The 26,196-nt window shown below is 60.7% G+C and carries 28 protein-coding genes; 13 read left to right on the forward strand and 15 right to left on the reverse strand.

All coding sequences use genetic code 11. The features are described 5' to 3' along the window. Window positions 1-4: 4 nt before the first annotated feature. The 4 genes from yggU to PG898_RS07135 all read right to left on the reverse strand — a co-directional run bounded on the left by yggU (window position 5) and on the right by PG898_RS07135 (window position 2,576). Entirely contained in the window at window positions 5-313 is a 309-nt protein-coding gene (gene yggU / locus PG898_RS07120; RefSeq protein WP_043128939.1) for a DUF167 family protein YggU, read from the reverse strand. Next, on the reverse strand, window positions 313-864 hold the full coding sequence (locus PG898_RS07125; RefSeq protein ID WP_025325667.1) for a YggT family protein: 552 nt from the start codon (window positions 862-864) through the stop codon (window positions 313-315). Before PG898_RS07125 ends, yggU begins: the two co-directional genes overlap by 1 nt. Window positions 865-887: 23 nt before the next feature. Next, the gene (gene proC, locus PG898_RS07130) at window positions 888-1,715 is read right to left on the reverse strand and encodes a pyrroline-5-carboxylate reductase (RefSeq protein WP_270823628.1); all 828 of its coding nucleotides are present in this window, start codon (window positions 1,713-1,715) and stop codon (window positions 888-890) included. Window positions 1,716-1,874: 159 nt separating this feature from the next. Next, window positions 1,875-2,576 (reverse strand): YggS family pyridoxal phosphate-dependent enzyme, encoded by a 702-nt coding sequence (locus tag PG898_RS07135; protein WP_042649789.1) that lies wholly within the window; start codon window positions 2,574-2,576, stop codon window positions 1,875-1,877. Window positions 2,577-2,615: 39 nt separating this feature from the next. Between PG898_RS07135 and tapT the strand changes: the two genes are divergently transcribed. The 3 genes from tapT to yaaA are packed head-to-tail and all read left to right on the forward strand — an operon-like array spanning window position 2,616 to window position 5,592. Then, entirely contained in the window at window positions 2,616-3,650 is a 1,035-nt protein-coding gene (gene tapT / locus PG898_RS07140) for a type IVa pilus ATPase TapT (protein ID WP_041206426.1), read from the forward strand. A 26-nt stretch (window positions 3,651-3,676) separates the two neighbouring features. Beyond that, window positions 3,677-4,786 carry a PilT/PilU family type 4a pilus ATPase gene (locus tag PG898_RS07145; protein WP_270823627.1) on the forward strand — a complete coding sequence of 370 codons (1,110 nt, stop codon included), beginning with the start codon at window positions 3,677-3,679 and terminating at the stop codon, window positions 4,784-4,786. A 32-nt stretch (window positions 4,787-4,818) separates the two neighbouring features. Next, window positions 4,819-5,592, forward strand: coding sequence for a peroxide stress protein YaaA (gene yaaA / locus PG898_RS07150; protein ID WP_270823626.1), 774 nt, complete (start codon window positions 4,819-4,821; stop codon window positions 5,590-5,592). A 191-nt stretch (window positions 5,593-5,783) separates the two neighbouring features. Here the strand turns inward: yaaA and srmB are convergent, their stop codons facing one another. Continuing rightward, window positions 5,784-7,007 (reverse strand): ATP-dependent RNA helicase SrmB, encoded by a 1,224-nt coding sequence (srmB, locus tag PG898_RS07155; protein WP_270823625.1) that lies wholly within the window; start codon window positions 7,005-7,007, stop codon window positions 5,784-5,786. 128 nt (window positions 7,008-7,135) lie between these two features. On the opposite strand from srmB, the gene PG898_RS07160 reads away from it, so the two are divergent. Together PG898_RS07160 and brnQ are read left to right on the forward strand one after the other, a co-directional pair. Then, a complete protein-coding gene (locus PG898_RS07160) occupies window positions 7,136-7,846 on the forward strand; it encodes a tRNA1(Val) (adenine(37)-N6)-methyltransferase (protein WP_139743691.1) in 711 nt (236 codons plus the stop codon). 236 nt (window positions 7,847-8,082) lie between these two features. After that, entirely contained in the window at window positions 8,083-9,345 is a 1,263-nt protein-coding gene (gene brnQ / locus PG898_RS07165) for a branched-chain amino acid transport system II carrier protein (RefSeq protein ID WP_270823687.1), read from the forward strand. 88 nt (window positions 9,346-9,433) lie between these two features. On the opposite strand, the gene PG898_RS07170 is transcribed toward brnQ, so the two are convergent. The 3 genes from PG898_RS07170 to zur are packed head-to-tail and all read right to left on the reverse strand — an operon-like array spanning window position 9,434 to window position 10,576. After that, window positions 9,434-9,661 (reverse strand): hypothetical protein, encoded by a 228-nt coding sequence (locus PG898_RS07170; RefSeq protein WP_005332257.1) that lies wholly within the window; start codon window positions 9,659-9,661, stop codon window positions 9,434-9,436. Between the two features lie 5 nt (window positions 9,662-9,666). Continuing rightward, window positions 9,667-10,128 (reverse strand): chemotaxis protein CheX, encoded by a 462-nt coding sequence (locus PG898_RS07175; RefSeq protein WP_005332255.1) that lies wholly within the window; start codon window positions 10,126-10,128, stop codon window positions 9,667-9,669. After that, window positions 10,118-10,576 (reverse strand): zinc uptake transcriptional repressor Zur, encoded by a 459-nt coding sequence (gene zur / locus PG898_RS07180; RefSeq protein ID WP_041206428.1) that lies wholly within the window; start codon window positions 10,574-10,576, stop codon window positions 10,118-10,120. The genes PG898_RS07175 and zur overlap by 11 nt, the downstream gene beginning before the upstream one ends. 136 nt (window positions 10,577-10,712) lie before the next feature. Between zur and dusA the strand changes: the two genes are divergently transcribed. Both dusA and PG898_RS07190 read left to right on the forward strand, forming a co-directional pair. Further along, the gene (gene dusA, locus PG898_RS07185) at window positions 10,713-11,699 is read left to right on the forward strand and encodes a tRNA dihydrouridine(20/20a) synthase DusA (RefSeq protein ID WP_171275398.1); all 987 of its coding nucleotides are present in this window, start codon (window positions 10,713-10,715) and stop codon (window positions 11,697-11,699) included. Between the two features lie 2 nt (window positions 11,700-11,701). Next, entirely contained in the window at window positions 11,702-11,851 is a 150-nt protein-coding gene (locus PG898_RS07190) for a hypothetical protein (RefSeq protein WP_005332250.1), read from the forward strand. 75 nt (window positions 11,852-11,926) lie between these two features. Here PG898_RS07190 and PG898_RS07195 read toward each other — a convergent pair whose 3' ends face one another. After that, window positions 11,927-12,352 (reverse strand): hypothetical protein, encoded by a 426-nt coding sequence (locus PG898_RS07195; protein ID WP_042649818.1) that lies wholly within the window; start codon window positions 12,350-12,352, stop codon window positions 11,927-11,929. A 113-nt stretch (window positions 12,353-12,465) separates the two neighbouring features. Further along, on the reverse strand, window positions 12,466-12,738 hold the full coding sequence (gene hupA, locus PG898_RS07200; RefSeq protein ID WP_005305063.1) for a nucleoid-associated protein HU-alpha: 273 nt from the start codon (window positions 12,736-12,738) through the stop codon (window positions 12,466-12,468). A 338-nt stretch (window positions 12,739-13,076) separates the two neighbouring features. Here hupA and rsd point away from each other — a divergent pair, with 338 nt between their 5' ends. Further along, complete coding sequence (gene rsd / locus PG898_RS07205; RefSeq protein WP_270823624.1) at window positions 13,077-13,559, forward strand: sigma D regulator; 483 nt, start codon at window positions 13,077-13,079, stop codon at window positions 13,557-13,559. 102 nt (window positions 13,560-13,661) lie between these two features. After that, window positions 13,662-14,045, forward strand: coding sequence for a PilZ domain-containing protein (locus PG898_RS07210; protein ID WP_041207087.1), 384 nt, complete (start codon window positions 13,662-13,664; stop codon window positions 14,043-14,045). A gap of 57 nt (window positions 14,046-14,102) precedes the next feature. Here PG898_RS07210 and radA read toward each other — a convergent pair whose 3' ends face one another. Continuing rightward, entirely contained in the window at window positions 14,103-15,467 is a 1,365-nt protein-coding gene (gene radA / locus PG898_RS07215; RefSeq protein ID WP_043128928.1) for a DNA repair protein RadA, read from the reverse strand. A gap of 100 nt (window positions 15,468-15,567) precedes the next feature. On the opposite strand from radA, the gene PG898_RS07220 reads away from it, so the two are divergent. Further along, window positions 15,568-17,934, forward strand: coding sequence for a PilZ domain-containing protein (locus tag PG898_RS07220; RefSeq protein WP_268433777.1), 2,367 nt, complete (start codon window positions 15,568-15,570; stop codon window positions 17,932-17,934). A gap of 58 nt (window positions 17,935-17,992) precedes the next feature. Here the strand turns inward: PG898_RS07220 and PG898_RS07225 are convergent, their stop codons facing one another. Further along, entirely contained in the window at window positions 17,993-18,898 is a 906-nt protein-coding gene (locus PG898_RS07225; protein WP_171272669.1) for an alpha/beta fold hydrolase, read from the reverse strand. Window positions 18,899-18,926: 28 nt separating this feature from the next. Beyond that, window positions 18,927-19,931: a phosphoserine phosphatase SerB gene (gene serB, locus PG898_RS07230; protein ID WP_270823623.1), complete on the reverse strand. Its 1,005-nt coding sequence runs from the start codon at window positions 19,929-19,931 to the stop codon at window positions 18,927-18,929. A 126-nt stretch (window positions 19,932-20,057) separates the two neighbouring features. Between serB and PG898_RS07235 the strand changes: the two genes are divergently transcribed. From PG898_RS07235 to PG898_RS07245, 3 genes are all read left to right on the forward strand, one after another. Beyond that, window positions 20,058-20,696 carry an AhpA/YtjB family protein gene (locus PG898_RS07235; protein ID WP_270823622.1) on the forward strand — a complete coding sequence of 213 codons (639 nt, stop codon included), beginning with the start codon at window positions 20,058-20,060 and terminating at the stop codon, window positions 20,694-20,696. Between the two features lie 506 nt (window positions 20,697-21,202). Further along, window positions 21,203-22,894 carry a DUF3300 domain-containing protein gene (locus PG898_RS07240; protein ID WP_270823621.1) on the forward strand — a complete coding sequence of 564 codons (1,692 nt, stop codon included), beginning with the start codon at window positions 21,203-21,205 and terminating at the stop codon, window positions 22,892-22,894. Next, the gene (locus tag PG898_RS07245) at window positions 22,894-23,835 is read left to right on the forward strand and encodes a DUF2950 domain-containing protein (protein ID WP_081805783.1); all 942 of its coding nucleotides are present in this window, start codon (window positions 22,894-22,896) and stop codon (window positions 23,833-23,835) included. Before PG898_RS07240 ends, PG898_RS07245 begins: the two co-directional genes overlap by 1 nt. Before the next feature lie 353 nt (window positions 23,836-24,188). On the opposite strand, the gene deoD is transcribed toward PG898_RS07245, so the two are convergent. Both deoD and PG898_RS07255 read right to left on the reverse strand, forming a co-directional pair. Then, on the reverse strand, window positions 24,189-24,902 hold the full coding sequence (gene deoD / locus PG898_RS07250) for a purine-nucleoside phosphorylase (protein ID WP_005332225.1): 714 nt from the start codon (window positions 24,900-24,902) through the stop codon (window positions 24,189-24,191). Between the two features lie 77 nt (window positions 24,903-24,979). Further along, a complete protein-coding gene (locus tag PG898_RS07255; RefSeq protein ID WP_005332223.1) occupies window positions 24,980-26,188 on the reverse strand; it encodes a phosphopentomutase in 1,209 nt (402 codons plus the stop codon). Window positions 26,189-26,196: the final 8 nt, after the last annotated feature.

Raw genomic sequence — 26,196 nt, forward strand, 5'->3', positions numbered from 1 at the left:
GATGTCATCCTTCTCGTGTTCCACTCTCCAGCAGGGCGGCGATCTCGGCGGGGATCTGCCTCGGTGCCTCGATGGCAACCGTCTTGTGCCGTCCCAGCTCCCCCCGCACGATGCGGACCTGCCCCTTGGCCACCTTGCACTGCTTGGCCAGATACTTGATCAGATGGCTGTTGGCCTGACCATCCACCGGCGGTGCCGTGATGGCCACTTTCAACTCGTCCCCGTGCAAGCCGACGATCTGATCCCGGCTCGCCTTGGGCTGGATCATCAGATGCAACACCAGCTCGTCCCCTTCCAGCAGGACGGCGGGCATCAGATCATCCACCACAGCTGGCCGAACAGATCCCCCAACAGATAGTTTATGGCCTGCAGCGCGATGAAGGCGACCAGCACGGAGAGATCCAGGCCACCCAGCGCCGGCAGGATGCGGCGGATGGGTGCCAGGAAGGGCTCGGTCAGCTGATGCATCACGTATTCGATGGGGTTGCGGCCCTGGCTGACCCAGCTCAGGATGGCTCGGATCAGCAGCACCCAGAAGATCATGGAGCCCGTCTTCTTCAGTATGGTAAGCACAGCAAACAGGCTGAGGGTCAGCCAGTCGGTCAGCAGCACGTTCATGCTCTTGAGCAGCGCCAGCTTGGCGAAGGCGATGATGAGTGCCAGCAGCACAGAGGCCATGTCCAGCCCGCCGAAGCCGGGGATGATGCGGCGCAGCGGGATCACCAGGGGGTTGGTCACCTTGACCACCATCTGGCTCATGGGGTTGTAGAAATCGGCGCGGGCCCACTGCAACCAGACTCGCAACAGCACCACCATGAGGTAGAGATCAAAAATCGTATTAATCAAAAAGTAAGCCGTGTTCATCCGGGCTCCTTGCTACAAAAGGTTCAGAAAAGGGTTTCCATCTCGGCAGCCCTGGTGACGGCCGCCTGCATGGCACGTGAGGTCAGCGGCTTCAGCCCCTGCTCCTGGAATGTCTTGACGGCCTCGGCCGTGGTGCCGCCCTTGCTGGTGACCTGCTCGCGCAGGGCCTGCAGGGAGAGCTCGGGGTTCTGCTCCACCATGGCGGCGGCGCCAAGGGCGGTCTGCTGCACCAGCAGACGGGCCTGCTCGGGGGAGAAGCCCATGGCCTCAGCCTCCTCGGCAATCCCCTGCATGAACAGGAAGAAGTAGGCCGGGGCACTGCCCGCCGCCGCGATGACGCCGTTGATACCGCTCTCCTGCGCGACCCAGAGGGTCTTGCCGACGGCCTGCATCATCTGTTCGGCGAAGTCGCGATCCGCCTGATCTATGCCGGTCGGAGCATAGAGCCCGGTCATTCCCAAGCCCAGCAGGGAGGGGGTATTGGGCATGGTGCGGATGATGCGGGCATGCCCCCCCGCCATCTCCTGCAACCGCTCGACCTTGATACCGGCGGCAATGGAGATGAGCAGCTTGCCCGCCAGCGACCCCAGCTCGGCCACCAGCGCCTCCAGCATGGCCGCCATCAGCTGGGGTTTGACCGCCAGCACGATGACGTCGGCCTCACGGGCCGCCTCGGCGTTGTTCTGGGTAATGCGAATGCCGAACTGATCAGCCAGTTCGTCCAGCTTGGGCCGACTGGGGTTGGCGGCGATGATCCGCCCGGCCGGATAACCGGCCTGGATCAGGCCGGCAATGATGCTGCGGCTCATATTGCCCGCCCCGATGAAGGCGAGGGTTCTCTTATGCTGCATCTTGCACTCCTGCTGATGAAATGACTGCGGAGCCCTGCGTGCCCGCCCCGATAAAGGCGAGGGTTCTATGTTGCATCACACACTCCTGTTAATGGCTTCCAATGCTGCGGTGTGCCGGCGCCGACGAAGGCGAGGACGGGCTGCACCGTATGCTTCTGTTCATGAGTAATCACGGGCACCGAAGATGGCGGTGCCGACCCGGACCATGGTGCTGCCATGGGCGACGGCGGCCTCGAGATCCTCGGTCATGCCCATCGAAAGGGTGTCGACGCTCGGGTATTGTTGCGCAAGCTCGGTGAACAGAGCCTGCATGCGCCGCATCTGCACAGCCAGAACCGCCTCGTCGCTGGTGTGCTCCGGGATGGCCATCAGGCCACGCAGCACCAGTCGCTCGCTCTGGGCAACCAGGGCGGCCAACCGGAAAATCTCTTGCTCCGACGTACCGGATTTGCTGCTCTCTCCGCTAATATTGATTTGCAGACAGACATTTAGCGGTGACAACCCGGCTGGACGCTGGTTGTTGAGGCGCTCGATAAGTTTGTCACGATCGACGCTTTGCACCCAATCGAATCGCTCCGCCACCAACCTGGATTTGTTCGATTGCAGCGGGCCGATAAAGTGCCACTCTATGTCTTGGCAGGCAGCCTGCTCACGCAGGGCATCAATCTTGAGGGCGGCCTCCTGAGCATAGGATTCGCCAAAGCGGCGCTGACCGGCGGCATAGGCGGCCTGGATGTCTTCAAGCGGCTTGGTCTTGCTGACCGCAAGCAGCTGGATATGATCGGCGCCACGGCCAACTCGCCTGGCGGCCTGTACAATACGTTCCTTTACCTGAAGCAGGTGCTGGGCAATCTGGCTCATATTTCGTTCGTGATCTTGTGATGGGAGAATAACAAATCTATGGATATCACAGAGTTATTGGCTTTCAGTGTAAAGCATAAGGCCTCGGATCTACACCTCTCAGCCGGGGTTCCCCCGATGATCAGGGTTGATGGAGAGGTTCGCAAGATCAATTTACCCGCCCTGGATCACCGTGAAGTGCACGCCCTGATCTACGACATCATGAACGACTATCAGCGCAAGGAGCTGGAGGAGAATTTCGAGGTGGACTTCTCCTTCGAGGTACCCGGCATGGCGCGTTTTCGGGTCAACGCCTTTCAACAGGCGCGGGGCTCTGGCGCAGTGTTTCGCACCATACCCAGTACCGTTCTGACCCTGGAGGATCTGGAAGCTCCCGAGATGTTCCGCAAGATAGCCGAGTTTCCGCGCGGCCTGGTGCTGGTCACGGGCCCGACAGGTTCGGGCAAGTCCACCACGCTTGCGGCCATGGTCAATTACATCAATGACAACTTCCACCACCACATCCTCACCATTGAGGATCCCATCGAGTTCGTGCACGAGAACAAGCGCTGCCTGGTCAACCAGCGCGAGGTGCACCGCGATACCAAGAGTTTCGCCAACGCCCTTCGCTCGGCCCTGCGTGAGGACCCGGACATCATACTGGTGGGGGAAATGCGCGACCTCGAGACCATCCGCCTCGCCATGACGGCGGCAGAGACCGGTCATCTGGTGTTCGGTACCCTGCACACCTCGTCGGCGGCCAAGACCATAGACCGGATCATCGACGTCTTCCCCGGCTCGGAGAAGGACATGGTGAGATCCATGCTCTCAGAGTCCCTGCGGGCGGTCATCTCCCAGACCCTGCTCAAGCGGATCGGCGGTGGCCGGGTGGCAGCCCACGAGATCATGCTGGGGATCCCGGCGGTGCGAAACCTCATCCGGGAAGACAAGGTCGCCCAACTCTACTCCGTCATCCAGACCGGGATGACCCACGGCATGCAAACCATGGATCAGAGCCTCAAGCAGCTCGTCAACCGAGGCGTGGTTGCCGCCCTCGATGCCAGGGCCAAGGCGGCCGATCCCAACAGCATTTAAGATGCTTTCATACCCAAGGAGACACTATGAACATGGATGTTCTACTCGCTGCACTGGTTGAACAAAAGGGATCGGATCTCTTCATCACGGTCGATGCCCCTCCCACCCTCAAGGTCAATGGACGCCTGGTACCACTGGGCGATAAGCCGCTGGACAGGCAGACGGCGCTGACCCTGGTCAGGGATAGCCTGGACGAGACGCACTTCGAGCGATACCTGCATAGCCGGGAGGCAAACTACGCCATCCACCGCGAAGGACTTGGCCGATTCCGGGTCAGCGCCTTCTGGCAGCAGGATATGCCGGGCATGGTGCTGCGTCGTATCGAGACCCGTATTCCCACCTTCGAGGAGTTGGTACTGCCCCCCATCCTGCAGGATGTGGCCATGGCCAAACGCGGGCTGGTGCTGTTCGTCGGTGCCACGGGGGCTGGCAAGTCCACCACCCAGGCGGCCATGATCGGTTATCGCAACCAGCACGGCGACGGCCACATACTGACGGTGGAGGATCCGGTGGAGTTCGTCCACCAGCATGGGCGCTGCCTAGTGACCCAGCGGGAGGTCGGCATAGACACCGACTCCTTCGACGTGGCCCTCAAGAATTCCATGCGTCAGGCACCAGATGTCATCCTGATCGGTGAGATCCGTACCCAGGAAACCATGGAACTGGCCATCCAGTTTGCCGAGACGGGCCACCTCTGCCTCGCCACCCTGCACGCCAACAACGCCAACCAGGCGCTGGATCGCATCCTCCATCTGGTGCCGGAGGCGAAACACCGCCAGTTCCTGTTCGATCTCTCCTTCAACCTGCGCGCCATCGTGGCGCAGCAACTGCTCCCCAACGTGAATGGCAGCCGCCGGATCGCCGCCTTCGAGATCCTGCTCAACACCCCGCTCATCACCGACATTATCCGCAAGGGCGAGATGCACAGGCTCAAGGAGGTGATGACCAAATCCGGCGAGCTCGGCATGCAGACCTTCGATCAGGCGCTGTTCACCCTGTTCTGCGCCGGCCAAATTGGCTACAGTGAGGCCCTTGCCCATGCCGACTCCGCCAACGACCTGCGACTGCTGATCAAGCTGTCGGGTCGCGAGCAGCTGGGTGCAGGCACACTCGACAACGTGACCCTGGATGAATGAGGGACGTGCGTCACCGCTAGTAAAGGACAGTTATGCTGATTGTGGTTTCCCCGGCCAAGACGCTGGATTACGAGTCGCCGCTGGTGACCTCCCGTTTCACCCTGCCCGAGCTGCTGGATCACTCCGCCCTACTGATCCATCGGGCCAGGCAACTGGCCCCGGATCAGATCGCCAGCCTGATGAAGATCAGCGACAAACTGGCGGGACTCAACACCGCCCGCTTTGCCGAATGGCAGCCGGATTTCACCCCTAACAATGCCCGCCAGGCCCTGCTGGCCTTCAAGGGTGATGTCTACACCGGCCTCGCCGTGGAGGATTTCAGCGAGGCGGATCTCGACTTTGCCCAGGCGCACCTGCGCATGCTGTCCGGCCTCTACGGCGTGCTGCGACCGCTGGATCTGATGATGCCCTACCGGCTGGAGATGGGGATCCGCCTCGACAACGAGCGCGGCAAGGATCTCTATCAGTTCTGGGGTGACATCATCACCGAGCACCTGAACAAGGTGCTGGCTGCACAGGGCAGCGAGGTGCTGATCAATCTGGCGTCTGACGAATACTTCAAGTCGGTTCGTCCGAAGGCCCTGAAGGGCCGCATCGTGACCCCCGTGTTCAAGGACGAGAAGAACGGTCAGTTCAAGATCATCAGCTTCTACGCCAAGAAGGCCCGCGGCATGATGGCCCGCCACATCATCAAGCACCGGCTGACCGAGGTGACCCAGCTGACCGGGTTCAATGAGGCTGGCTACTATTTCGTGCCACAAGAGTCCGACGATTGCACCCTGATGTTCAAGCGCGCTGAAAATTAATTACAAATGGAGGGAACCAAGTTCGGGATCCCCGGGTCTGAACCTATGAATCCTCTGTTGTAAGCACTTTTTGTTGGCCGACGTTAATGCGTCGGCTTTTTTCTGCGCGCTTCTCACCACACCGGCACAGGCCCGGAAGACCGGCAGCAAAACGGCCATCCGAGGATGGCCGTTTCAACGTCAATGGGGCATTACTTCTTTTTCTTCTTGGCGCTCTTTTTCTTGCCATCCTTCGGCTTTTTCTTCTTCACCGGCACCCGCGCCTCCTTGTGTCTCGGGCGCAGCTCCTCGATCACCCGGCGCTTGAGACGCTCCTCGGTGTAGCGCTCGATCTTGGCCACCATGGCCATGTCGTGGGCTTCTACCAGGCTGATGGCGCAGCCACGGTTGCCGGCACGGCCGGTACGGCCGATGCGATGAACATAGACATCGGTGCCGTAGGGCATGTCGTAGTTGATGACGTGGCTGACGTTGGGCAAGTCGATACCCCGGGCGGCCACGTCGGTGGCGATGAGGAAGGGCACTTCACCTTCATGGAACTTGCGGATCGACTCGACGCGCTTGCTCTGCTCCATTTCGCCACGGATCCAGGCACAGGAAACACCGGCCGCCTGCAACTGGCCGGATAGCTCCGCCAGCCGCTCGCGGGTCTTGACGAAGACAATGGCCTTCTGGGTCTGCGGATCCTTCAGAATATGGATCAGCAGCGCCAGCTTGTGGGCCGCGTCATCGGCCAGGTGCACCCACTGGGTGATGGGACGACGCTCGCTGCGGGGCGGCTCGGCGTGCAGTGCGACCGGATCGTTGAGGATCTCGTTGGCAAACTTGGTCAAGCCGGCTCCTTCCAGGGTGGCGGAGAAGAGCATGGTGTGCTTGCGGTAACGCGCCTCTTCCACGATGCGGTTCACATCCTTGATGAAGCCCATGTCCAGCATGCGGTCCGCTTCATCCAGCACCAGCACCTCGATGTCGTGGCTCTCGAACTCTTCCTTTTCTATGTACTCCAGCAGGCGACCCGGAGTGGCCACCACGATGTCGGTGGTCTTGGTCAGGGCCGGCAGCTGCTCTTCATGGCTGACGCCGCCGATGATGGTCTCGATGCTGAGATGGGTGTGCACCGCCAGCGCCCTGGCATGGGCACTGACCTGCAGCGCCAGCTCGCGGGTCGGGGTGAGGATCAGCATGCGGCACGGGCCCGGCTTGCGACGCGGGAAGTCCAGCAGGTGCTGCATGGCGGGCAGCAGGAAGGCGGCTGTCTTGCCGGTACCGGTCGGCGCGGATGCCAGAATATCGCGGCCGTCCAGGGCTGGCTCCAGCACCATCTGCTGAATGGTGGTGGGGCGGGTGAAACCCATCTCGGCCAAGGCCCGGTTGAGGGCTGGATTCAGGTCGAAATCATCAAAGGACTGGCTCATGGCAATACTCGGTCATTAAGGAAGCGGCTGATTATAGGCGATTATGCCGCCGGCTCCTATGGCGACTGTGGCTTAGCCGCTATAATCGCCGACCATTTTCGCCATGGCAGACGAGCAACGAGGGTCAGATGGGACGTAGCAGCGGTTTTACCTTCAAACAATTTCACATCGACCATGACCGCTGTGCCATGAAGGTGGGCACCGACGGAATACTGCTGGGGGCCTGGGCGCCAGTCGAACAGGCGCACCGGGTGCTCGATATCGGCACCGGCAGCGGCCTCATCGCCCTGATGCTGGCACAGCGCAGCACGAACGACTGCCGGATCGACGGAGTGGAGCTGGATAAGGATGCAGCGGACCAGGCCAGGGATAACGTGGCGGCCTCCCCCTGGGCCACCCGGGTCAGCATCATAGAGAGCGCCATTCAGGATTATCAGGCGGCTCCTTACGATCTCATCGTCTCCAACCCTCCCTATTTCGTGGCAGGTCAAGTATTTAGCGATCCGGCCAGGGCGCTAGCCCGTCACACTGGCGCGCTCGATCCCCATGCGCTGCTGGCGGCAAGCCGTCGCCTGCTGAGTCAGAATGGACGGCTGGCGCTGGTGCTGCCCACCGCCATGGCAGATGAAATTTTATGCATCTCGGCAGATTATGATCTGTACAGCCTTTGTTATACAGCTGTTATCACCAGGGAGGGGAAAGAGGCAAATCGCGTTTTATTGCTACTTGGCAGAGGATTAAGCAGGTGTGAGCAGGGTGAAATTGTGATCCATTCTACTGCCGGAGGCTATTCCGACAGATACATCCAACTAACCCACCCCTTCTATTTGAAGATGTAAATTTCGCCTTGAACTATTTTTTCACATCATTATGCTGACTAGCAAACGAGCGCCCGCTCAAGACCAGCTCAAACCACTGGTGGCGATGAAAAAAGCAGCGGGGCTCCTTTTTTTTACCCCTGAACAACGCCGGTCACTGACCAATAAAAAACTATAACAAGCAATAGTTTACAAGACAGACGAGGTTGAACTTGACGAAATCACTCACATTGTCCGATGTACTCGGATTGGGCTTCATGACCTTCGCCTTCTATCTGGGCGCAGGCAACATCATCTTCCCGCCCCTGGCCGGTTACATGGCGGGTGAGCACCTCTCCCTGGCCATGCTGGGCTTCCTGGTGACCGCCGTGGGCCTGCCCCTCATCACCATTCTCGCCGTCGCCAAGGCCGGTAACGGCTGGGCCGGCATGACCAAGTTGCTGCCCACAGGCGTTGCCACCGCGCTGGCCGTCGCCATCTACATCATCATAGGCCCGGCCTTCGCCGCTCCCCGTACCGGCCTGGTGGCCTACGAGATGGGTCTCAAGCCCTTCCTCGGCGACATGGGTCAATCCGGTCTGGCCGCCTACACCGTGGTCTTCTTCGGTATCGCCATCCTGGTCTCCCTCAATCAGGGCAAGCTGATGGATGCCATCGGCAAATACTTGACCCCCGTGCTGATGCTGCTGCTGCTGACCCTGGCCGTCGGCGTCTTCGTCGCCCCCCAGGGCACCATGCCCGCCGCGTCCGGCGACTATCAGCACAGCCCCCTAGTGAAAGGGATCCTGGAAGGCTACAACACCATGGACACCCTGGCGTCCCTGATGTTCGGCGCCCTGATCGTCGATCTGCTGCGCAAGAAAGGCATTCACGACTATCAGAGCCAGTTCAAGTACCTGGCCATCGCCGGCATCATCTCCGCCATCGGCCTGTCCGTGGTCTATGTCTCCCTGTTCCAGCTGGGTAACACCGCGGCCGGTGTCGCCACCGACGTCAGCAATGGCGGCGCCATCGTCAACGCCTACGTGCTGAGCCTGTTCGGTCAGCCGGGTCAGTTCATCCTGGCAGCCATCATCACCCTGGCCTGTTTCACCACGGCCGTGGGCCTGATCTCCGCCTGCTCCGACTTCTTCCACAATCTCACCGGCGTGAGCTACCAGAAGTTGGTGGTACTGCTGGGTGTCGTCTGTGCCGTGGTGGCCAACGTCGGTCTGAGCCAGCTCATCAGTCTCTCCATCCCGGTGCTGGTCGCCATCTATCCGGTTGCCGTGGCGCTGGTGCTGGTTACCTTCCTGAAGAGCTACTTCGGACGTCCTCGTCTGGTATTCCGCTCCGTCCTGCTGGTTGCCTTCCTGTTCGGCTGCCTGGACGGTCTGGGTGCAGCCGGCATGAAGATGGATGCGTTCGCCTTCCTGCCGCTGTTCGACAAGGGCCTGGCTTGGTTGCTGCCCACCCTGCTGGCCTGCGGCCTGGGCACCATGGTACGTGGTGGTGACAAGCTGGCTGCCGAAGCCGCCTGATCGTTACCCCAACAACATAAAAGAAGAGGCCAGCATTTGCTGGCCTCTTTCATTTGTGCAACGAGTGCATTGCAAGGTGGTTTCGTGTTCAGAGCACGGATGCCGGCTTGGGTTTGCCTGCCAGGCCGTACCAGTGGCTCTCGACCTGACCGGCATGCCAGCGCAGGGTGCCCCAGGGCTGCTCGCCCTGCCAGCGCGGGAAGTTGATCTGCACGCTGTTGTCTTCGTACTTGTAGAGGGAGGTGCTGATCTCGATATCCGACAGGATAAGCAGCACTACCCCCCCGATAACACTCCATTTCAGCATCTTCCACATGGCGGTTACTCGAAGCAGATCTCTATGGTGGCGCGGCCATACTCGGAATCGAACGGCATCATGATCTTGGCACCATCGGCCCTGTGGGTAATGGTGTGGTTGGGGCCGGAGACGATGATGGGAGTCGCCATGTCGAACTCATAGCCCTTCTCCCCCAGCATGCGCTTGGCGCCACCGGTCACCATGTTGGTGATCTCGCCCACCATGTCGGTCACCTCTTCATTGATGGTGGCCGGCGCCTCCCCCAGCATGCGGCGCATGATCTCCAGCGCCAGCCCCTTCTCGAAGCTGATGGAGAGCGATCCCCGGGTCTGTGGACCCACCATGCCGATGAGGCCGGAGACATCCCCCCGCGCCAGCTCATCTGTCTTGCGCTTGGGAGCACCGGGTTTGAGTTCCATCTGTGCCATGGTGGAGAGCACGTTGAGCAAAGAGAGCAGGAACGGGTTTACGAAATCAGCCTTCATCTTCACTTCCTACAGTGTCGGAGCAACGAGCACATTGGCCATGAGCCTCTATGGTCTTGTTGGTAATAGTAAAACCATGCAGATGAGCCTGCTCGGAAAAGGCGCTGTCGATGGCAGGATCATGCAGCTCCACCACCTCTTTGCAACGATCGCAGATCAGCAGTTGCATGGGATGGGCATGGTCAAAGTGACAGCAGAAGATGAAGGCGTTGAGCGACTCCACCTTGTGAGCGAATCCCTGCTCGAGCAGGAAGTCGAGTGCCCGGTAGACGGTGGGGGGCTTGGCATGGGCCTCGGTCTGCTGCAACTGGGCCAGCAGGTCATAGGCGCTGATGGCATTGCCATGGGCGGCAAGCAGCCGGAACACCTGGCGCCGGGTCGGGGTGAAACGGATCCCCCGCTGGTCGCAGAGACGTTCCGCTCGTTGTAGAAGTAGGTCTTGATTCATGATCACGCAGATACCCTGTCAATTAGCCGGATACTATCACAGGGCCTCGCTGGCGCGGCGACAAAATTCATTTTCTGAGGCTGTCTCACGTTGTGGTAGAATCCGGCCCCTTCTTTTGCCAACCCGGATGATTTTTATGCAGGCGCAGCGCTTCTCCATCGCCCCCATGCTGGACTGGACCGATCGGCATTGCCGTTATTTCCACCGTCTGATGACCCGCCAGACCCTGCTCTATACCGAGATGGTGACCACCGGCGCCATCATCCACGGCAAGGGAGATTATCTGGGCTACAGCGAGCAGGAACACCCGCTCGCCCTGCAGCTCGGGGGCAGCAACCCGGCGGATCTGGCCCGCTGTGCGAAACTGGCCGAAGAGCGTGGCTATGACGAGATCAACCTCAACGTGGGTTGCCCGTCGGATCGCGTCCAGAATGGCCGCTTCGGCGCCTGTCTGATGGGGGAGCCCGCACTGGTGGCCGATTGCGTCAAGGCGATGCGCGACGTGGTGAACATTCCGGTGACGGTCAAGACCCGTATCGGCATCGACGAGCAGGACTCCTACGAATTCTTGCAGGCCTTCATCGAGCAGGTGCGCGATGCCGGCTGCGAGACCTTTATCGTTCACGCCCGCAAGGCCTGGCTGAGCGGCCTGAGTCCGAAAGAGAACCGCGAGATCCCGCCGCTCGACTACCCGCGCGTCTATCAGGTCAAGCAGGACTATCCCGAGCTGACCATCGCCCTCAACGGCGGGGTCAATTCTCTCGAGCAGACCCTCGAACATCTGCAGCAGGTGGACGGGGTCATGATGGGGCGCGAGGCGTACCAGAACCCCTACATCCTGGCCGAAGTCGACAACCGGGTATTCGGTCTGGGTGGCGAGGTGCCGAGCCGCCACGAGGTGGTGCGCATGATGCTGCCCTACATGGAGCAGGAGCTGGCCAAGGGCAACTACCTCTCCCACATGACCCGCCACATGCTGGGCCTGTTCCAGAACATGCAGGGAGCCCGTGCCTGGCGTCGTCACCTGAGCGAGAATGCCTGCAAACCGGGAGCAGGCATCCAGGTGGTGCTGGACGCCATGGCCAAGGTGCCGGAATTCGTCAGCGCCGAGTCGGTGGAGTAACCATGTATCGCTTCACCGGTTCCTGGCTACACAAGGCGCTGGTACGCCTCTGCGCCGGCCTGCTCGCCATCCTCGGCATCAAGCTCAGCGTCTTCTATTTCATCGGGCTGCTGATCGTGCTTGGCCTGCACAGGGAGCAGTTGCTCGGCTGATCCCGCCAGCCACTCAGGCAAGAAAAAGCCGGAACAGCGATGTTCCGGCTTTTTTATCTGGATGATGGCGCCCGTTCACTCCTCCAGCGCCACAAACTGCAATTCCGGAGGGGAGGAGGTCAGCACGTCGGCGCAATAATCCCAGGTCGAGATGCGATAGTGCTGCAAGTCCTCGTCCAGGTGCAGGCCATCGGACTCCTGATGGAACCAGCTGGCGAAACGGGACGGGGTTATCAGCTGGATCTGCTCCTCGATGACGTGGCTGTCCCGCCCTTCCGCCAGATCGCAATCCTCCATCACCCTCACGGCGAAGATATGGCGGAAACTGACCCGGCACAGCGGCTGCGGCGGCAGATCTATGCTGCGGGCGCGGCCCAACACGATCGTCAGATTGTCACTCCAGATATCCTGATGCAGTTCGGCCACAACCAGGCCGGGGGGAAGTTGGCGGGAGGGTGCCCAGGGCACGGCCACCTGCCGGATGGCATTCTTCTGTTCCATATCCACCTCACTACAGCGCATGCCATATCCTGAGTGTATCTGAAACAAATTTTAACGAAGATGGCAAGAAAAAACCCGGCATAAGCCGGGTTTCATTTGATTACTTTACGCGATTACTTGACGGCGTCTTTCAGCGCCTTGCCTGCCACAAAGGACGGCACATTGGCGGCTGCAATCTGGATCTCTTTGCCAGTTTGCGGGTTGCGACCGGTGCGGCCCGCGCGATGGTTGACCTTGAAGGTACCAAAACCCACCAACTGAACGGCATCGCCCTCTTTCAGGCTCTGGGTAATACCATTGATGATCTCTTCCAGAGCGACTTTGGCCTGAGCTTTGCTCAGGTCTGCTTTGGCGGCAATTGCATCGACAAGTTGAGCTTTGTTCATAACATTTCCTTTATGATCGGGCATTTAGCACCGGGCCACTCTATTCAAAAAAAAACACTCAGGCAAAGGCTTTATCAGCCGGATTGGCTTGAATGCTGGGGTTTTCATCAAGATCTGCGGAAATAGTCACATATCTCGTCCCCGCGCCCTCCTGACTGGCGACACGGGACGAGAAACCGACGGAGACTTGTATGCAAACCCCCGCCTGATGTAACAATATCCCCACACTCCTATTGACGGTCAACAGGATTTTCCCTAGTTATAGGAGTGTCGTCAGTCGATGAGAATGACCGAAGGCCTGCAGCCATCGCGCTTCATGCCATGCCCATGGAGGGACTATGTTAACTGAACTGGAACAAACCAAGCGCGCGCTCGCAGGCAAGCACAGGGCAATCGATGACTGGCTGGATGCCAGGCAGGCATTGTTGGTCGAATACATGCGGCTGGCCGGGCTCATGCCCACCAAGTCCAAGCAGCGCTCCCTTCCCGGTCACGTCGAACTTCAGCGCTTCTGCGAGCAACTGGTCGACTACGTCAGCGCCGGTCATTTCGAGATCTACAACCACGTGGTCACCGCCTTCGAGCAAGCCAGCGGTGACAAGCTGGAGTTGGCCAAACGCATCTATCCCCATATTCGTGCCTGCACCGAGTTTGCCCTGGAGTTCAACGACAAATACAGCAATGCCGACGAGGCCCAGCTGTTGCAGCTCGATGAGGATCTGAATCAGCTGGGGCCCGTGCTGGAGGACAGGTTCAAGCAGGAAGACAGGCTGGTCAAGGCACTTCAGGTGGTCGAATCCCTCAGTAAACAGCGGGTCTGATGTCCAATATCGGAGCCAGTTCAACATCCTGATGCGCCAGCTACATTACACTCTGGGGCATGGATGGTTAGCACTGTGCTCGCACGCAGACCGGAGATGAACATGGCCGAGCGCCGCCACTTTACACGAGTCTTCTATTTGACCGCCGCCAAACTGACGCAGGGAGTACACCAGTGGCACACCCAACTGGTGGATGTCTCCCTGCAGGGCGCCCTGCTGCTGAGGCCCGAGGATTGGGTCGGCAGCGATGACAAGGAGTACGAGATCTGCTTCATGCTCGGCGGCAGTGACATCGAGATAAGGATGCAAGTGGAGCTAACTCATGAGGCCAGCAAGAAGCTGGGCTTCTACTGCCACCACATCGACATCGACAGCGCCACCCACCTCAAGCGGATGATGGAGTTGAACATCGGGGAAGAGCAGCTGCTGTATCGCGAGCTGGAGCAGTTGCTGCAAGAACACAAGGAACACAATCCTCCCACCTGACTCACCATCAGTGAAAAAGGAGCGTCATACGCTCCTTTTTTGTTCTCTTTTGCGCTGTTACAAGGCCTCCAGGGCATCGGACAGCTTCTTCACCGGCACCACCTCCATCCCCTCGATGGGATGCTTGGGTGCGTTGGCATGAGGCACTATGGCACGACGGAAACCGTGCTTGGCCGCCTCCTGCAACCGCTCCTGGCCAGAGGGTACAGGTCGGATCTCGCCAGACAGCCCCACCTCGCCGAATACCACCAGATCCTTGGGCAGGGCCTGATCCCGGAAGCTGGAGACCATGGCCAGCAACAGCGCCAGATCCGCACTGGTCTCCTCGACCTTGACCCCGCCAACCACATTGATGAAGACATCCTGATCCGCCATCTGCAACCCGCCGTGACGGTGCAGTACCGCCAGCAGCATGGCGAGACGGTTATGATCCATGCCCACCGCCACCCGGCGCGGATTGGAGAGCTGGGAGTAATCCACAAGCGCCTGCAACTCCACCAGCAGGGGGCGCGTCCCCTCCCAGATCACCATGACGATGGAGCCGGGTGCCTGCTCCTCGCCACGGCTCAGGAAGATGGCGGAGGGATTGCTCACCTCTTTCATCCCCTGCCCCGTCATGGCGAAGACACCGAGTTCGTTGACCGCACCGAAGCGGTTCTTGTGGGAACGCAGGGTCCGAAAGCGCGAGTCGTGGGCACCGTCCAACAGCACGGAGCAGTCGACACAGTGCTCCAGCACCTTGGGACCGGCCAGGGTGCCGTCCTTGGTGACATGGCCCACCATGAAGATGGCGACATGATTCTGCTTGGCATAGCGGGTGAGCAGGGCCGCAGATTCGCGCACCTGGGAGACGGAGCCGGGGGATGACTGCACATCCGCCACATGCATCACCTGGATCGAGTCGATGACCATGATCTGCGGCTGCTCCTGCTGGGCAATGATGCAGATCTGCTCCACGCTGGTTTCCGACAGCATGCGCAGCTTGTCGGTGGGCAAGCCCAGCCTGCCGGCCCGCATCGCCACCTGTTGCAGCGACTCCTCCCCGGTCACATACAGGGTCTTCATCCGCTGTGCAAGACCACACATGGTCTGCAGCAGCAGGGTCGATTTGCCTGCCCCCGGGTTGCCACCGATGAGGATCGCCGAGCCCGGCACCACACCGCCACCGAGCACCCGGTCCAGCTCCTTGAAGCCCGAACTGAAGCGGGGGATCTCGGTGGTCGCGACCTCGGCCAGGGTCTGCACCTGGCTGCCGATGGCACCGGCATAACCGGTATAGCGGGCACTCTTTCCCGGTGTCGTGACGCCCAACCGGACCTCGGTGATGGTGTTCCACTCCTTGCACTCGCTGCATTGGCCTTGCCAGCGGGAGAAGTCGGCGCCACATTCGGAACAAACATAGGCGGTTTTGTTTTTGGCCATGGATAACTCGGGGACAGGATGAATTCCTGCTTGATATACTGGTTTGCGACCGACAGATCAAACCCAGAATCGGAAAAGTGACTTTCCGCGGCAGGAATACATGGATTCAGAACAACCACTTCACCTGATAGAACAACTGGTCCCCCTGCTCCGGGAAAAGGACTTCGACGAGATCTTCAACCGCCTGACCCAGAACGAGAATACCAACGGCCGTTTCCTGCTGAAGATGGAGCTCAAGCGCAAGTGCACTCCCTGCCGGCGCGTGATCGACATGCGCAACGAACTGGGGCCCCTCTGTCAGGTACACGAGTTTGAGGGTGTCACCCACTTCATGCCCGCCGAGGCCATCGAGCAGTTCCAGTCCCAGTGCTACCTCTACCGGGACAGCTACACCCTGGGGGTCTACGAGGCGCTGCAAGCCTGGTGCAAGCTCAATCAGGGGCGCAGCGAGAGCCTCTCCTTGCCCGTCAGCCCGTTCCGCCCCTTCGATGTCAATGCCATTCCCTTCGCCAGCCACTACGGCCGGCAGGAGGAGCGGATGCACTTCAGCTCACCCATGGTGCTCAAGCTGGCGAGCGGAGAGAAGCTGCAGGCCAAGAGTTCGGACATCTCTCTCGGCGGGATCCGGGTCTTGGTCCCCTATCTGCCCGACTACCAGACCGGCGACCACATCGAGGTCTTCTTCACCGGCCTGGAACGCGAGCACCCCACCCCCATGCTGCGCCAGTCGATCGACTATCAGATCCTGGGGAAGGAGCAGAAAGAGGGAAAATTCTGGCTGCGGCTGGTGAAGAGTGACGATCATCCCGCCTTCGATGCGTTCCTGCGCGACTTCATCGAGCGCAACCGCAGCCGCTATCGGGTCAGCGTCGACTACCTGCTGTCGGCCGCCATCATCAAGGGGTACGAACAGTTCTACCTGCCGCGCATGACCGGCATGCCGCTCTTCTTCGGCCAGGGTGCAACCCCTGGCCTCGAGATCGCCCTGCGTACCGAGAACAACCAGCACATCCTCGAGTACTGGCGCGACGCCAAGAACCGCGACATGCTCGCCAGCCTCTTCACGCCAGCGCGCATGCCGTCACTGTTGCCCGCCAAAGGGGGGCTTCGCGAAACCCTGATCTACAGCTTCACCCACTCGGTGCGCAGCCACCTCTACTTCTTCTCCGCTACCCGGGAAGAGCTTGAGCAGAGCGGGCTGACTGCCCTGTTCTTTCAGATAGGTGCCCGCCGCCCCAGCTGGCGTGTCTACAAATTCAGCCTGGAGGCCTGCACCCTGGCCGAGGCCGATCTCGACAGCCAGCCGGGAGGGGCGCACCAGTTGCAGGACATGTTGCTGCGCGAGCGGCTCGGCCAGCTGGGCTATGTGGGCATGCTGCAGGAGATCGGGCTCGACAACCAGCGCGGCGAGTTCCGGTTCGACAGCAGTCAGACGCACAACGCCAATGCCTTGCAACGCTTCGGCCACGACATCCATGCGATCCCCTTCGAGATAGAGACGCTGCACTATGTGCAACTGCGCAAGGAGGCCCGCTACGTCCACAAGACGGCGATCGTGATCCGCCACCAGGATCGCGCCTGGCTCGGCTGGACCCGCGACATCTCGACCCACGGCATGCAGATAGAGTTGGAGGAGCCGTTCTCTGGCGAGAAGGGGGACATCATCCAGGTCGCCCTGCCCCGCCTGCAGGATCTCGCCAAGAACATGGATCTGCAGCACCTCCCCTATCGGCTGGTCAGCCTCAACTTGAGTCGTACCGTGCTGCACCTGTGCATCGAGGGGACGGCAGAGCGCCACATCGGCCACCAGTTTTTCAGCCTGCTGATCGAGAGCAACCAGAACAAGCTCAAACCCACCAAGGAGCACAAACGCTATCGTGGCATGGCAAGGGCACTGCGCAACCTCTATACCCACCACCTGTTCAATACCCCTGTCTATGTGAACAAGCTCAACGGGCCACCCCGCCCCGCCGCGCTGGGGCTGGCGCCCAGACAGCGCAGCCTCGCCGGCCTGTTGCAGGCTTGCGCCGAACAAGAGAAACACCTGAACCTCTACCCCCTGTTCCAGGGAACGCTGCTCAAGACCCTGCTGCTCAACCCCCTGCGCACCATAGAGCGGGAAGACAAGCCGGAAGAGGAAGAGGTCTACATCGCCGGACTGCACACCAAGGGTGGCACTCCCCTGTTTCGCAGCCAGCTTGCCAGCAGTTTTGCATCGGTTGAGCAAAAGCGCCGTTTCATCGAGTTGGCTCGGCAGCAGGGTGAGTTCTATTCGGTGCTGGTCGGCATCTCCCGCACCGGCCGCCCCGACACCAGCTTCATCGCGGGCGAGCTGGACTACATCGCCAAGTTCGCCATTCACAAGGCCAAGAAACTGGAGGAGGAGCTGTGGAGCGTGGTGGGGGTGGGCGAGCTGACCGACACCACAGAGGCCACCCTGTTCCGGCTCGGCATCCCGGCGCTCTGACCCTGGCGGGACGAGCGCCATCCATGACAAGGGCGGCCATGTGGCCGCCCTTGTCATGTCAGGCCGCCTGCGGGTTACGCAGCCAGGCCAGGATCTCGGGGAAGTGATCCTCCTGGGCCTGGGGGGCCGTCAGCATGTTGATGTGGTCGTAGTCGAGCCGGTTGCCGTTGTCCCGGCCGAGGCGGGTATGACGCGCGGCGGAGCCCATCTCGTCGCTGAAGCGGCGCACGTCGGTCGGGTGACCCAGCACCTTGTCCGCCTTGGCCGAGATCATCCAGAGCGGCGGCCAGTTGACCCTGGCTGCGGCCTCCCCGTAGGCGAAGCCATCGTGGGGATCCTGCCAGGGCCCGCATTTCACCCAGGGGATGGTCTCCTGCAGGTAACGCAAGGGTTCATCGTCCGCCCCAATCCGCAACCGGCGCGCGGCCAGAAAACCGCGGTTTCGTGCCAGCCAGGGTGCCAGCCGGTTCCAGATTAGATCCACCTTCAACCAGCGCTCGGGGTTCTGTACCGAGACCCCCCGCTTGGTGCCGAAAAACACCAGACTGGCTATCTGGTCGGCCAGCTCCGGGAAGCGCACCAGGGTCGAGGCCATGATGACCCCGCCCCAGGAGTGGGCCATCCAGTGCACCCTGGCGCCGGCATGACGAGCACCGACCCAGTGTTGCAGGGCCGGCAGATCCTCGGTGATCAGCTCATGCTGGCCGTGGCCGGCCCGCTCGGCGATGGCCGGCGTGCTCTGGCCCCGCCCGCGCAGATCCGCCACATACACCTGATAACCGTGCCGTGCCAGGAAACAGGCCAGCCCCTTGCCGGATTCGGTGTAGAAGATGCGTCCGTTCTCGATGGCGCCGTGCACCATCAGGATGGGATCGGCATGCACGGCGACACCGGGCTGAATATGGCGCACATGCAGCCGATGCTCGCCACAGGGGACAAACAGGGATTGTTGCAACAGTTCCATCTTGTTCTTTGCTCCTCCTTGAGCGGGTTCAACACCAGCGCCGGTCGCGGCAGGCCAGCGCGCCGAGCAGGCAGAGCACCCCTTCCAGATCATGGTGATTGAGGGTGGCGGCCGCCTGGGCACGTACCAAGGGCTTGGCGTGGATGGCAATGCCGAGCCCGGCCACCCCCATCATCTTGAGATCGTTGGCGCCATCGCCGACCGCCACCGTCTGGGCTACGGGGATCTCATGCTGCCGCGCCAGTTGCTGCAGCACCTCGGCCTTGACGGCGGCATCTACGATGCGCCCGCTCACCTGGCCGGTCAGCAGGCCTCCCTCCACCGCCAGCTCGTTGGCAAAGATGGCGTCCAGCCCGAGCGCCTGTTGTAGTTCGCCGGCGAAACGGGTAAAGCCGCCCGAGGCAATCGCCACGGTCCAACCCGACTGCTTGAGGGTATCGACCATCAGTTGCAAGCCGGGCATCCAGGGCATGGCGGCCGCCACCTCATCGAGGATGGTGACCGGTGCACCTTCCAGCAGCGCGACCCGGCTGCGCAGGCTGTCGGCAAACTCCAGCTTGCCCTGCATTGCCGCCGCCGTCACCGCCGCCACCTGATCGCCCACTCCGGCCAGACGGGCTATTTCGTCGATGCACTCGATCCGGATCGCGGTGGAATCCATGTCCATCACCAGCAACCCGGGTTCTCCCAGGGTCGGCAGGATGGCGAGATGGCAGACATCGATGTCCCACTCCTGCCCCTTGATGGCCTGCACCAGCTCGGGAGAAAAGCGGTTCGCGCCGAGCAGAAGCAGAGGAACACCGGCCTGCTCCCCCAGGGGATAGAGGCTGGCTTCGACCCCATGGTCTGCCAGCAGCCTCGCCACCTGTGCCAGGTGGCGAGCATTCAACGCCTTGCCAAACATGACGAGCCAGGCGCCGTCGTGGGCACTGGCTGCGGGCAACAGGGCTTCAGGGGTAAGCTGCCAGCAGGGAACACTGCACAGGGCCTTGGCCCAGTCATGCGGGGAACGGGGGAGTTGGGACAACAACATAAGAGAGACGCCTTCCTTGGAGATCACGGGGTTCATCATGCGGGCCCAGAGTAGCGTATTGCTTTTTGTACAGGCAAGCGCCAAGATCCCCCACCATTGTTCATTCACCGCAAGAGGCTCAGCGCTGTGCGTCATCTCCCCATCAAACGTGTTATCAGCCTGGCAGCAGGGATCCTGCTCGCCCTTTGGGTGCTGGCGCTGATGATCCACATGCAGGGAGCAAGCCAGGCCGCATTGCACAGCGCGGCGCGGGACAGAGCCCAGGCGCTGGTCGCCTACGCCGCCCGGGACATGCGGCGCTGGATCAAGGAGGACAAGGAGAGCGAGCTGGAGCGGCTGGCACAGGATCTCGCCGCCGAACCCGAGATCCTCGATGTCACACTTTACGATGCCCGTGGTATCCCGCTCGCCCAATCGGATCAAGCGGTACCTCTGGACAGCCTGTTGCCCATCGGCACCGACAACAAGTCACTGCCGCAGCAGGGCAAGGGGCGCACCCAGTTCGTGCAGGAGATCCAGGAGGGTAACCTGACCCTGGGCTACCTGAGGATCACGCTGGAGGAGCAGACGCTGATCGCCGCGCAAGACACCCATCTCAAGGTGAGTCAGGAGAAACAGCGGCTGATGCTGCTGGTGATGCTGCTGGCCGGCCTGCTCATCTCCTACGGGGTGCGCCGCAACTACATGCGGGTACGCAAGCACAAGAAGAGATCGGTGCAGAGCCAGGCCTCCACCGATCACGCCCCGCCGCCCGGCATCGAATAAGGCGCAGTTCGCAAAACGCGTTGCTCATGTTATTCCACCCCAGCTGTTCGAGCTTCTGATCGAACAGAGTATCGAGACACTTGGCATCGCGTCATCGCTGAGGCGCTCGTTAACGAAGTGACGATCCACGATCATCTCATGCCGCAGTTGCTTGAGCAGCCTATCCAGCCATTTTCGCTGTATCGACATCCAACTGTGCTGCGCCTAATTCTTCTCCATCCCCAAGTGCATTGATTGAATCTCGAGCCCACCGAAGGCGGTATCCCATAGCCCTTAACTTCTCAGGTCTGCCCACCTGACTTTGGTGACATCCTGGGGTTCAGGCGTAGCTTGAGACTGAAGCAAACGAATTTTTCACACCTTTCCAGCCGGTTTGGGGTGTGATCTCGATTAGTGGTTTATGTTTTCGGTATGAGACGCCCGCATTGAATGCAATGAGAGACAACATTTGTGGAAATCTTCAGGCAAGAGGCGCATCAGCCACTCCAGCAGAAGGAAACAAGGTCATGAAGCAACCCCTATTTCGCCATGGCGTGTTGGCGGCCGTGATTGCCCTCGGCACGGTATTGGCTGCCTGCAAGGAGGAGCCCCCCCCCGTCACGCATAGTGTTCCGCCCAACGTAGCCTCGGCTGCCAACCCAACCAATGCTGCCAGCCCTGCGGTCGCACCGCAAGGGCAGCCCGTTAACGCACCAGCATCGAAATATACCCCAGAGGCGCTCGAGACCCTGCTTGCGCCCATAGCCCTTTACCCTGATGCGGTATTGGCTCAGGTGTTGGCCAGCGCCACCAATCCGCAAGAGGTGCTCGATGCCGGCAACTGGCTGGTCGCCCACCCCGATCTCAAAGGGAAAGAGCTGACCGCTGCCATCGCGCCGCTGGGCTTTACACCGCCCACCATGTCGCTGATGCACTTCCCAACCGTCATGGACATGATGTGCTTGAAGATGGAGTGGACGACCGAGCTGGGCAGTGCCTTCCTGGCCGATGAACCGGGCGTATTGGCAGCCGTTCAGCGCCTGCGCCAACAGGCGATGGAGGTGGGCAACCTGAAAGACTCAGAGCAGATGAAAGTGGCCAAGGATGAACAGAACAATCAGCAGATCATCACCATTGCGCCTGCCAACCCTGACGTCATTTACGTCCCGCAATACGACCCAACCGCCGCCTATAGCGCGCCAGCTGCCGGGCCAGCTGCCGGGCCAGCTCCCGCGCCGGTGACCACGGAAACCACGACAACGACCGTGCCTGCGACAACGACCACGACAGTGGTGGAACATGACGACGATGATGAATACGACCGCGGTGATATGGTCTTGACGGGCTTGCTCGCCTTTGGTGCGGGCATGTTGGTCAACGAGGTCTTCAACGACGATGATGATGAGGGCGATTACTATTACCCGCGGTGGGGATCGGGTTATCCCGACGGTTATGTTCCCTATCGTTATAACCCCAACTATGGCAATGGTTTTCGTCCCACCAATGGCTACAACCGTCCGGTCAACTATCAGCGGGGCTCTAACAACAATATTTATATCAACGCCAAGGGGAACGATTACTTCAACAAGTTTGAGCGCGGCCCCAACAACTACCTGCGCCAAGCCGACAGCCCCATCACGGCGGCGCGCCCCCAGCGCGCTGAGCTGGCTACCCTGGAACAACGCTCGCTGAATAACGAGGCAGGAGGGGGGCGACGAGATGCTACACCGAAGGGGAGTTATGCGGGGGCCAATCGCCAACCAAAAAGCGAATATGCCGGCGCACCGCGCGCTGTCAATGAGGTGAACAGGGAGGCTCGCGCAACCGCGCCGAAGGGGAGCTACGCAGGAGCCAACCGCCAACCCAAGAGCGACAATGCCAAGGTGACGCGCGACGCCAGACAGGCAAACAGGGAAGCAAATGTGGCCCAACGCACGTCGCGCCAGGGCGACTACGCAGGAGACAAGGTCAGGCGACAGCAAATCACGCCACAGACCGCTGGAGCCCGTGATCGCGGCTATGTCCAGCCACGCGCCACTCACAGCAAGAGCACAGCACAGACGGCGACGCGCAGAGCACCTGCTGCCTCAAAGAGTGCCTTCCAAGGGGTACAGAATTCGGGTAGAACCGAGCGCGCCGCCAGCCAACGTGGGCGTGAAAGTGTGGCTAGCAGCGCGCGTGCCGGGCGCACCACTCAACCCAGACGGAGTACGCGATAATGAAGCGTTTGTTGAAATGGAGTTGGGCCCCCTCATGGGGTTTGGCCCTGCTGGCTCTGACCGTTGCCTGCGACGCAAGCGCCATGGCACAGCGTACCTTCGCCACCCCGGATGAAGCGGTGCAGGCCCTGATCTCGGCCCTGGAGCGGAATGATGTCACCGCACTGACGCTGTTGCTCGGCGAAAATAGTGAGGAGGCCATTACCTCGGGGGATGAGGTGGCCGATGCCAATGATCGCACCGCCTTCGTCGCGAGCTTCAAGAGCAAGCACCAGCTGATGGCCGAAGGTAAGGATAAAATGATACTGGTCGTGGGGGAGTCGGATTGGCCACTGCCCATCCCCCTCGTGGCCGCAGATGGCAAGTGGTATCTCGATGGTGCCGCTGGTGCCAAAGAGATCGCCTACCGCCGCATCGGTCGCAATGAGCTGGGGGCGATTGCGGTGTGCCGTGGCTTTATCGACGCGCAGATAGAATACGCCGCCATGGGGCATGATGGCCAAACTGCGGGGCTCTTTGCGGCAAAACTGCGTAGTGATGCAGGACAACAAAATGGACTCTATTGGCCTGTAGGCGAGGGGGAACCAGCAAGCCCGGCCGGAGAGGAAGTCGTCAGTGCCGCGGCAGAGGGCTACAAGACCGTGGTCGGTCAACGCACACCCTATCATGGCTACTACTACCGTATCCTGTATGCCCAGGGGGCCGCAGCCAATGGGGGGAGTAAAGAGTACTTTGTCGAAGGACAATTGAGAGACGGTGTCGCCCTGATCGCCTGGCCAGCCGATTATGCCAACAGCGGGGTGATGACCTTCATGGTGAATCACGAGGGGCGGGTTTACCAAAAGGATCTCGGCGCCGAAACGGCAACTGTCGTTGAGGCGATCCAGCTGTTCGATCCCGACAAGAGCTGGTCGCTGGTGGTTAGCGAAGAGGGTGATTAGGGTTCTTTATCTACCACTGGATCTTGGCGACTAGCATGGCGAGCGCGGCGTGATTGAGATCACAGGAGGTGATGCGGGGCCAGCCGGTTCCGTCATCGGCCAACGGAAAGGACATCGTTGTCGATCTGCGGATCTGCCAACCCTTGCCTCACCTCTCGCTGGCCCACGCGATGTTCGGCATCAGAATGAAGCGCCGCTGAGTCAGAATATGCCGTCGTTTCATGGTGCTAATCTCGTGGTGGGCGGCCAGAAAGGATAAACGGCACACCCAGTCCTCTGGGCTTCCTTCTCCAATGAGGCATAAAAAACGGCGACCCAGGGTCGCCGTTTTGCATGGAGCCGAAGCCGCGGGATCAGTCGCCCAGCAGCACGGAGTCCAGTGCGATTTCGATCATGTCGTTGAAGGTCAGCTGACGCTCTTCGGAGGTGGTCTGCTCACCGGTACGGATGTGATCGGAGACGGTGCAGATGGTCAGTGCCTTGGCACCGTACTCTGCGGCCACGCCGTAGATACCGGCGGCTTCCATCTCGACACCCAGGATGCCGTATTTTTCCATCACGTCAAACATGGAAGGATCCGGGGTGTAGAACAGGTCGGCGGAGAAGATGTTGCCCACGCGCACGGCCACCCCCTTGTTCTTGGCGGCTTGCACGGCATTGGCCACCAGACCGAAGTCGGCGATGGCCGCGAAGTCGTGATCCTTGAAGCGCAGGCGGTTGACCTTGGAGTCGGTGCAGGCACCCATGCCGATCACCACGTCACGCAGTTTCACATCTTCACGCACGGCGCCGCAGGAGCCCACGCGGATCAGGGTCTTCACGCCATAGTCCTTGATGAGCTCGGTGGCGTAGATGGAGCAGGACGGGATGCCCATGCCGTGGCCCATGACGGAGATGCGACGGCCCTTGTAGGTGCCGGTGAAGCCGAGCATGCTGCGCACATCACACACCTGCTCGACGTTCTCCAGGAAGGTTTCGGCGATGTACTTGGCACGCAGGGGATCCCCTGGCATCAGCACGGTATCCGCAAAGGCGCCATCTTTCGCATTGATATGAGGAGTTGCCATTCTCTTGATTCCTTCACACTAGGTTGAGTTTTATTGTTTTATAAAATTGCCCGCCGCCGAAGTGGCGGGCGGGTAAGTTACAGGAAACTGGTGCCGTATTGCAGCTTGGGCAGACCGTGATAGGCCGCGATGCTCTGGCCGATGTCGGCGAAGGTCTCGCGGCGGCCGACGGAACCCGCCTTGACTGGCTTGCCGTAGAACAGCACGGGGATGTATTCACGGGTGTGATCGGTGCCATTCCAGGTCGGATCGCAGCCATGGTCGGCGGTCAACACCACCACGTCGCCATCTTGCAGTATCTCGAACAGCTCCGGCAGGCGGGAGTCGAAATACTCCAGCGCATCGGCATAGCCTTTGACGTCACGACGGTGGCCGTAGGAGGAGTCGAAGTCCACGAAGTTGGTGAAGACGATGGTGTTGTCACCAGCCGCCTTCACCTCTTCCAGGGTTCTGTCCCACAGCTCGGTCAGGCCGGTGCCCTTCACCTGCTTGGTGATGCCTTGCTGGGCATAGATGTCGGCGATCTTGCCGATGGAGACCACCTGGCCACCCGCATCCTTCATGTAGTCCAGCACGGTCGGCGCCGGCGGCAGCACTGAGTAATCGTGACGGTTGCCGGTGCGCTTGAAGTTGCCCTTGCCACTGCCCACGAACGGACGGGCGATGACGCGGCCTATGTTGTAGGGCTCCAGCAGCTCACGCACTATATGGCACAACTCATAGAGCTTCTCGAGGCCGTAGGTCTCTTCGTGGCAGGCGATCTGGAACACGGAGTCGGCAGAGGTGTAGAGAATGGGCTTGCCGGTACGCATGTGCTCTTCACCCAGGTCGTCCAGCACCTGGGTGCCGGAGGCATGGCAGTTGCCGAGGTAGCCCGGCAGACCGGCCTTCTCGACGATGGCGTCCAGCAGCGCCTGCGGGAAGCTGTTGTGGTGATCGTGGAAGTAACCCCACTCGAACAGCACGGGCACACCGGCGATCTCCCAGTGACCGGACGGGGTGTCCTTGCCGGAGGAGAGCTCCTGGGCGAAGCCGTAGGCACCGACCACCTCGATATCCTTCTTCAAGCCAGCCGGGAAGTAGCCGGAAGCCTGCTCCCCCGCGTGGCCCAGGCCCAGCTTGTTGAGGTTGGGCAGATTGAGGGCACCACGGCCTTCGATCTCACCGGCGGCGCAGGCCTTGGCGATATGGCCAAGGGTGTTGGCGCCCACATCTCCGAACTTCTCGGCATCGGCGGCAGCGCCAATACCGAAGGAGTCCATCATCAGAATAAAGGTACGTTTCATGGGTCTTC

Source organism: Aeromonas sp. QDB31, from assembly GCF_027707605.1.
GTDB classification, from domain to species: Bacteria; Pseudomonadota; Gammaproteobacteria; order Enterobacterales; family Aeromonadaceae; genus Aeromonas; species Aeromonas media.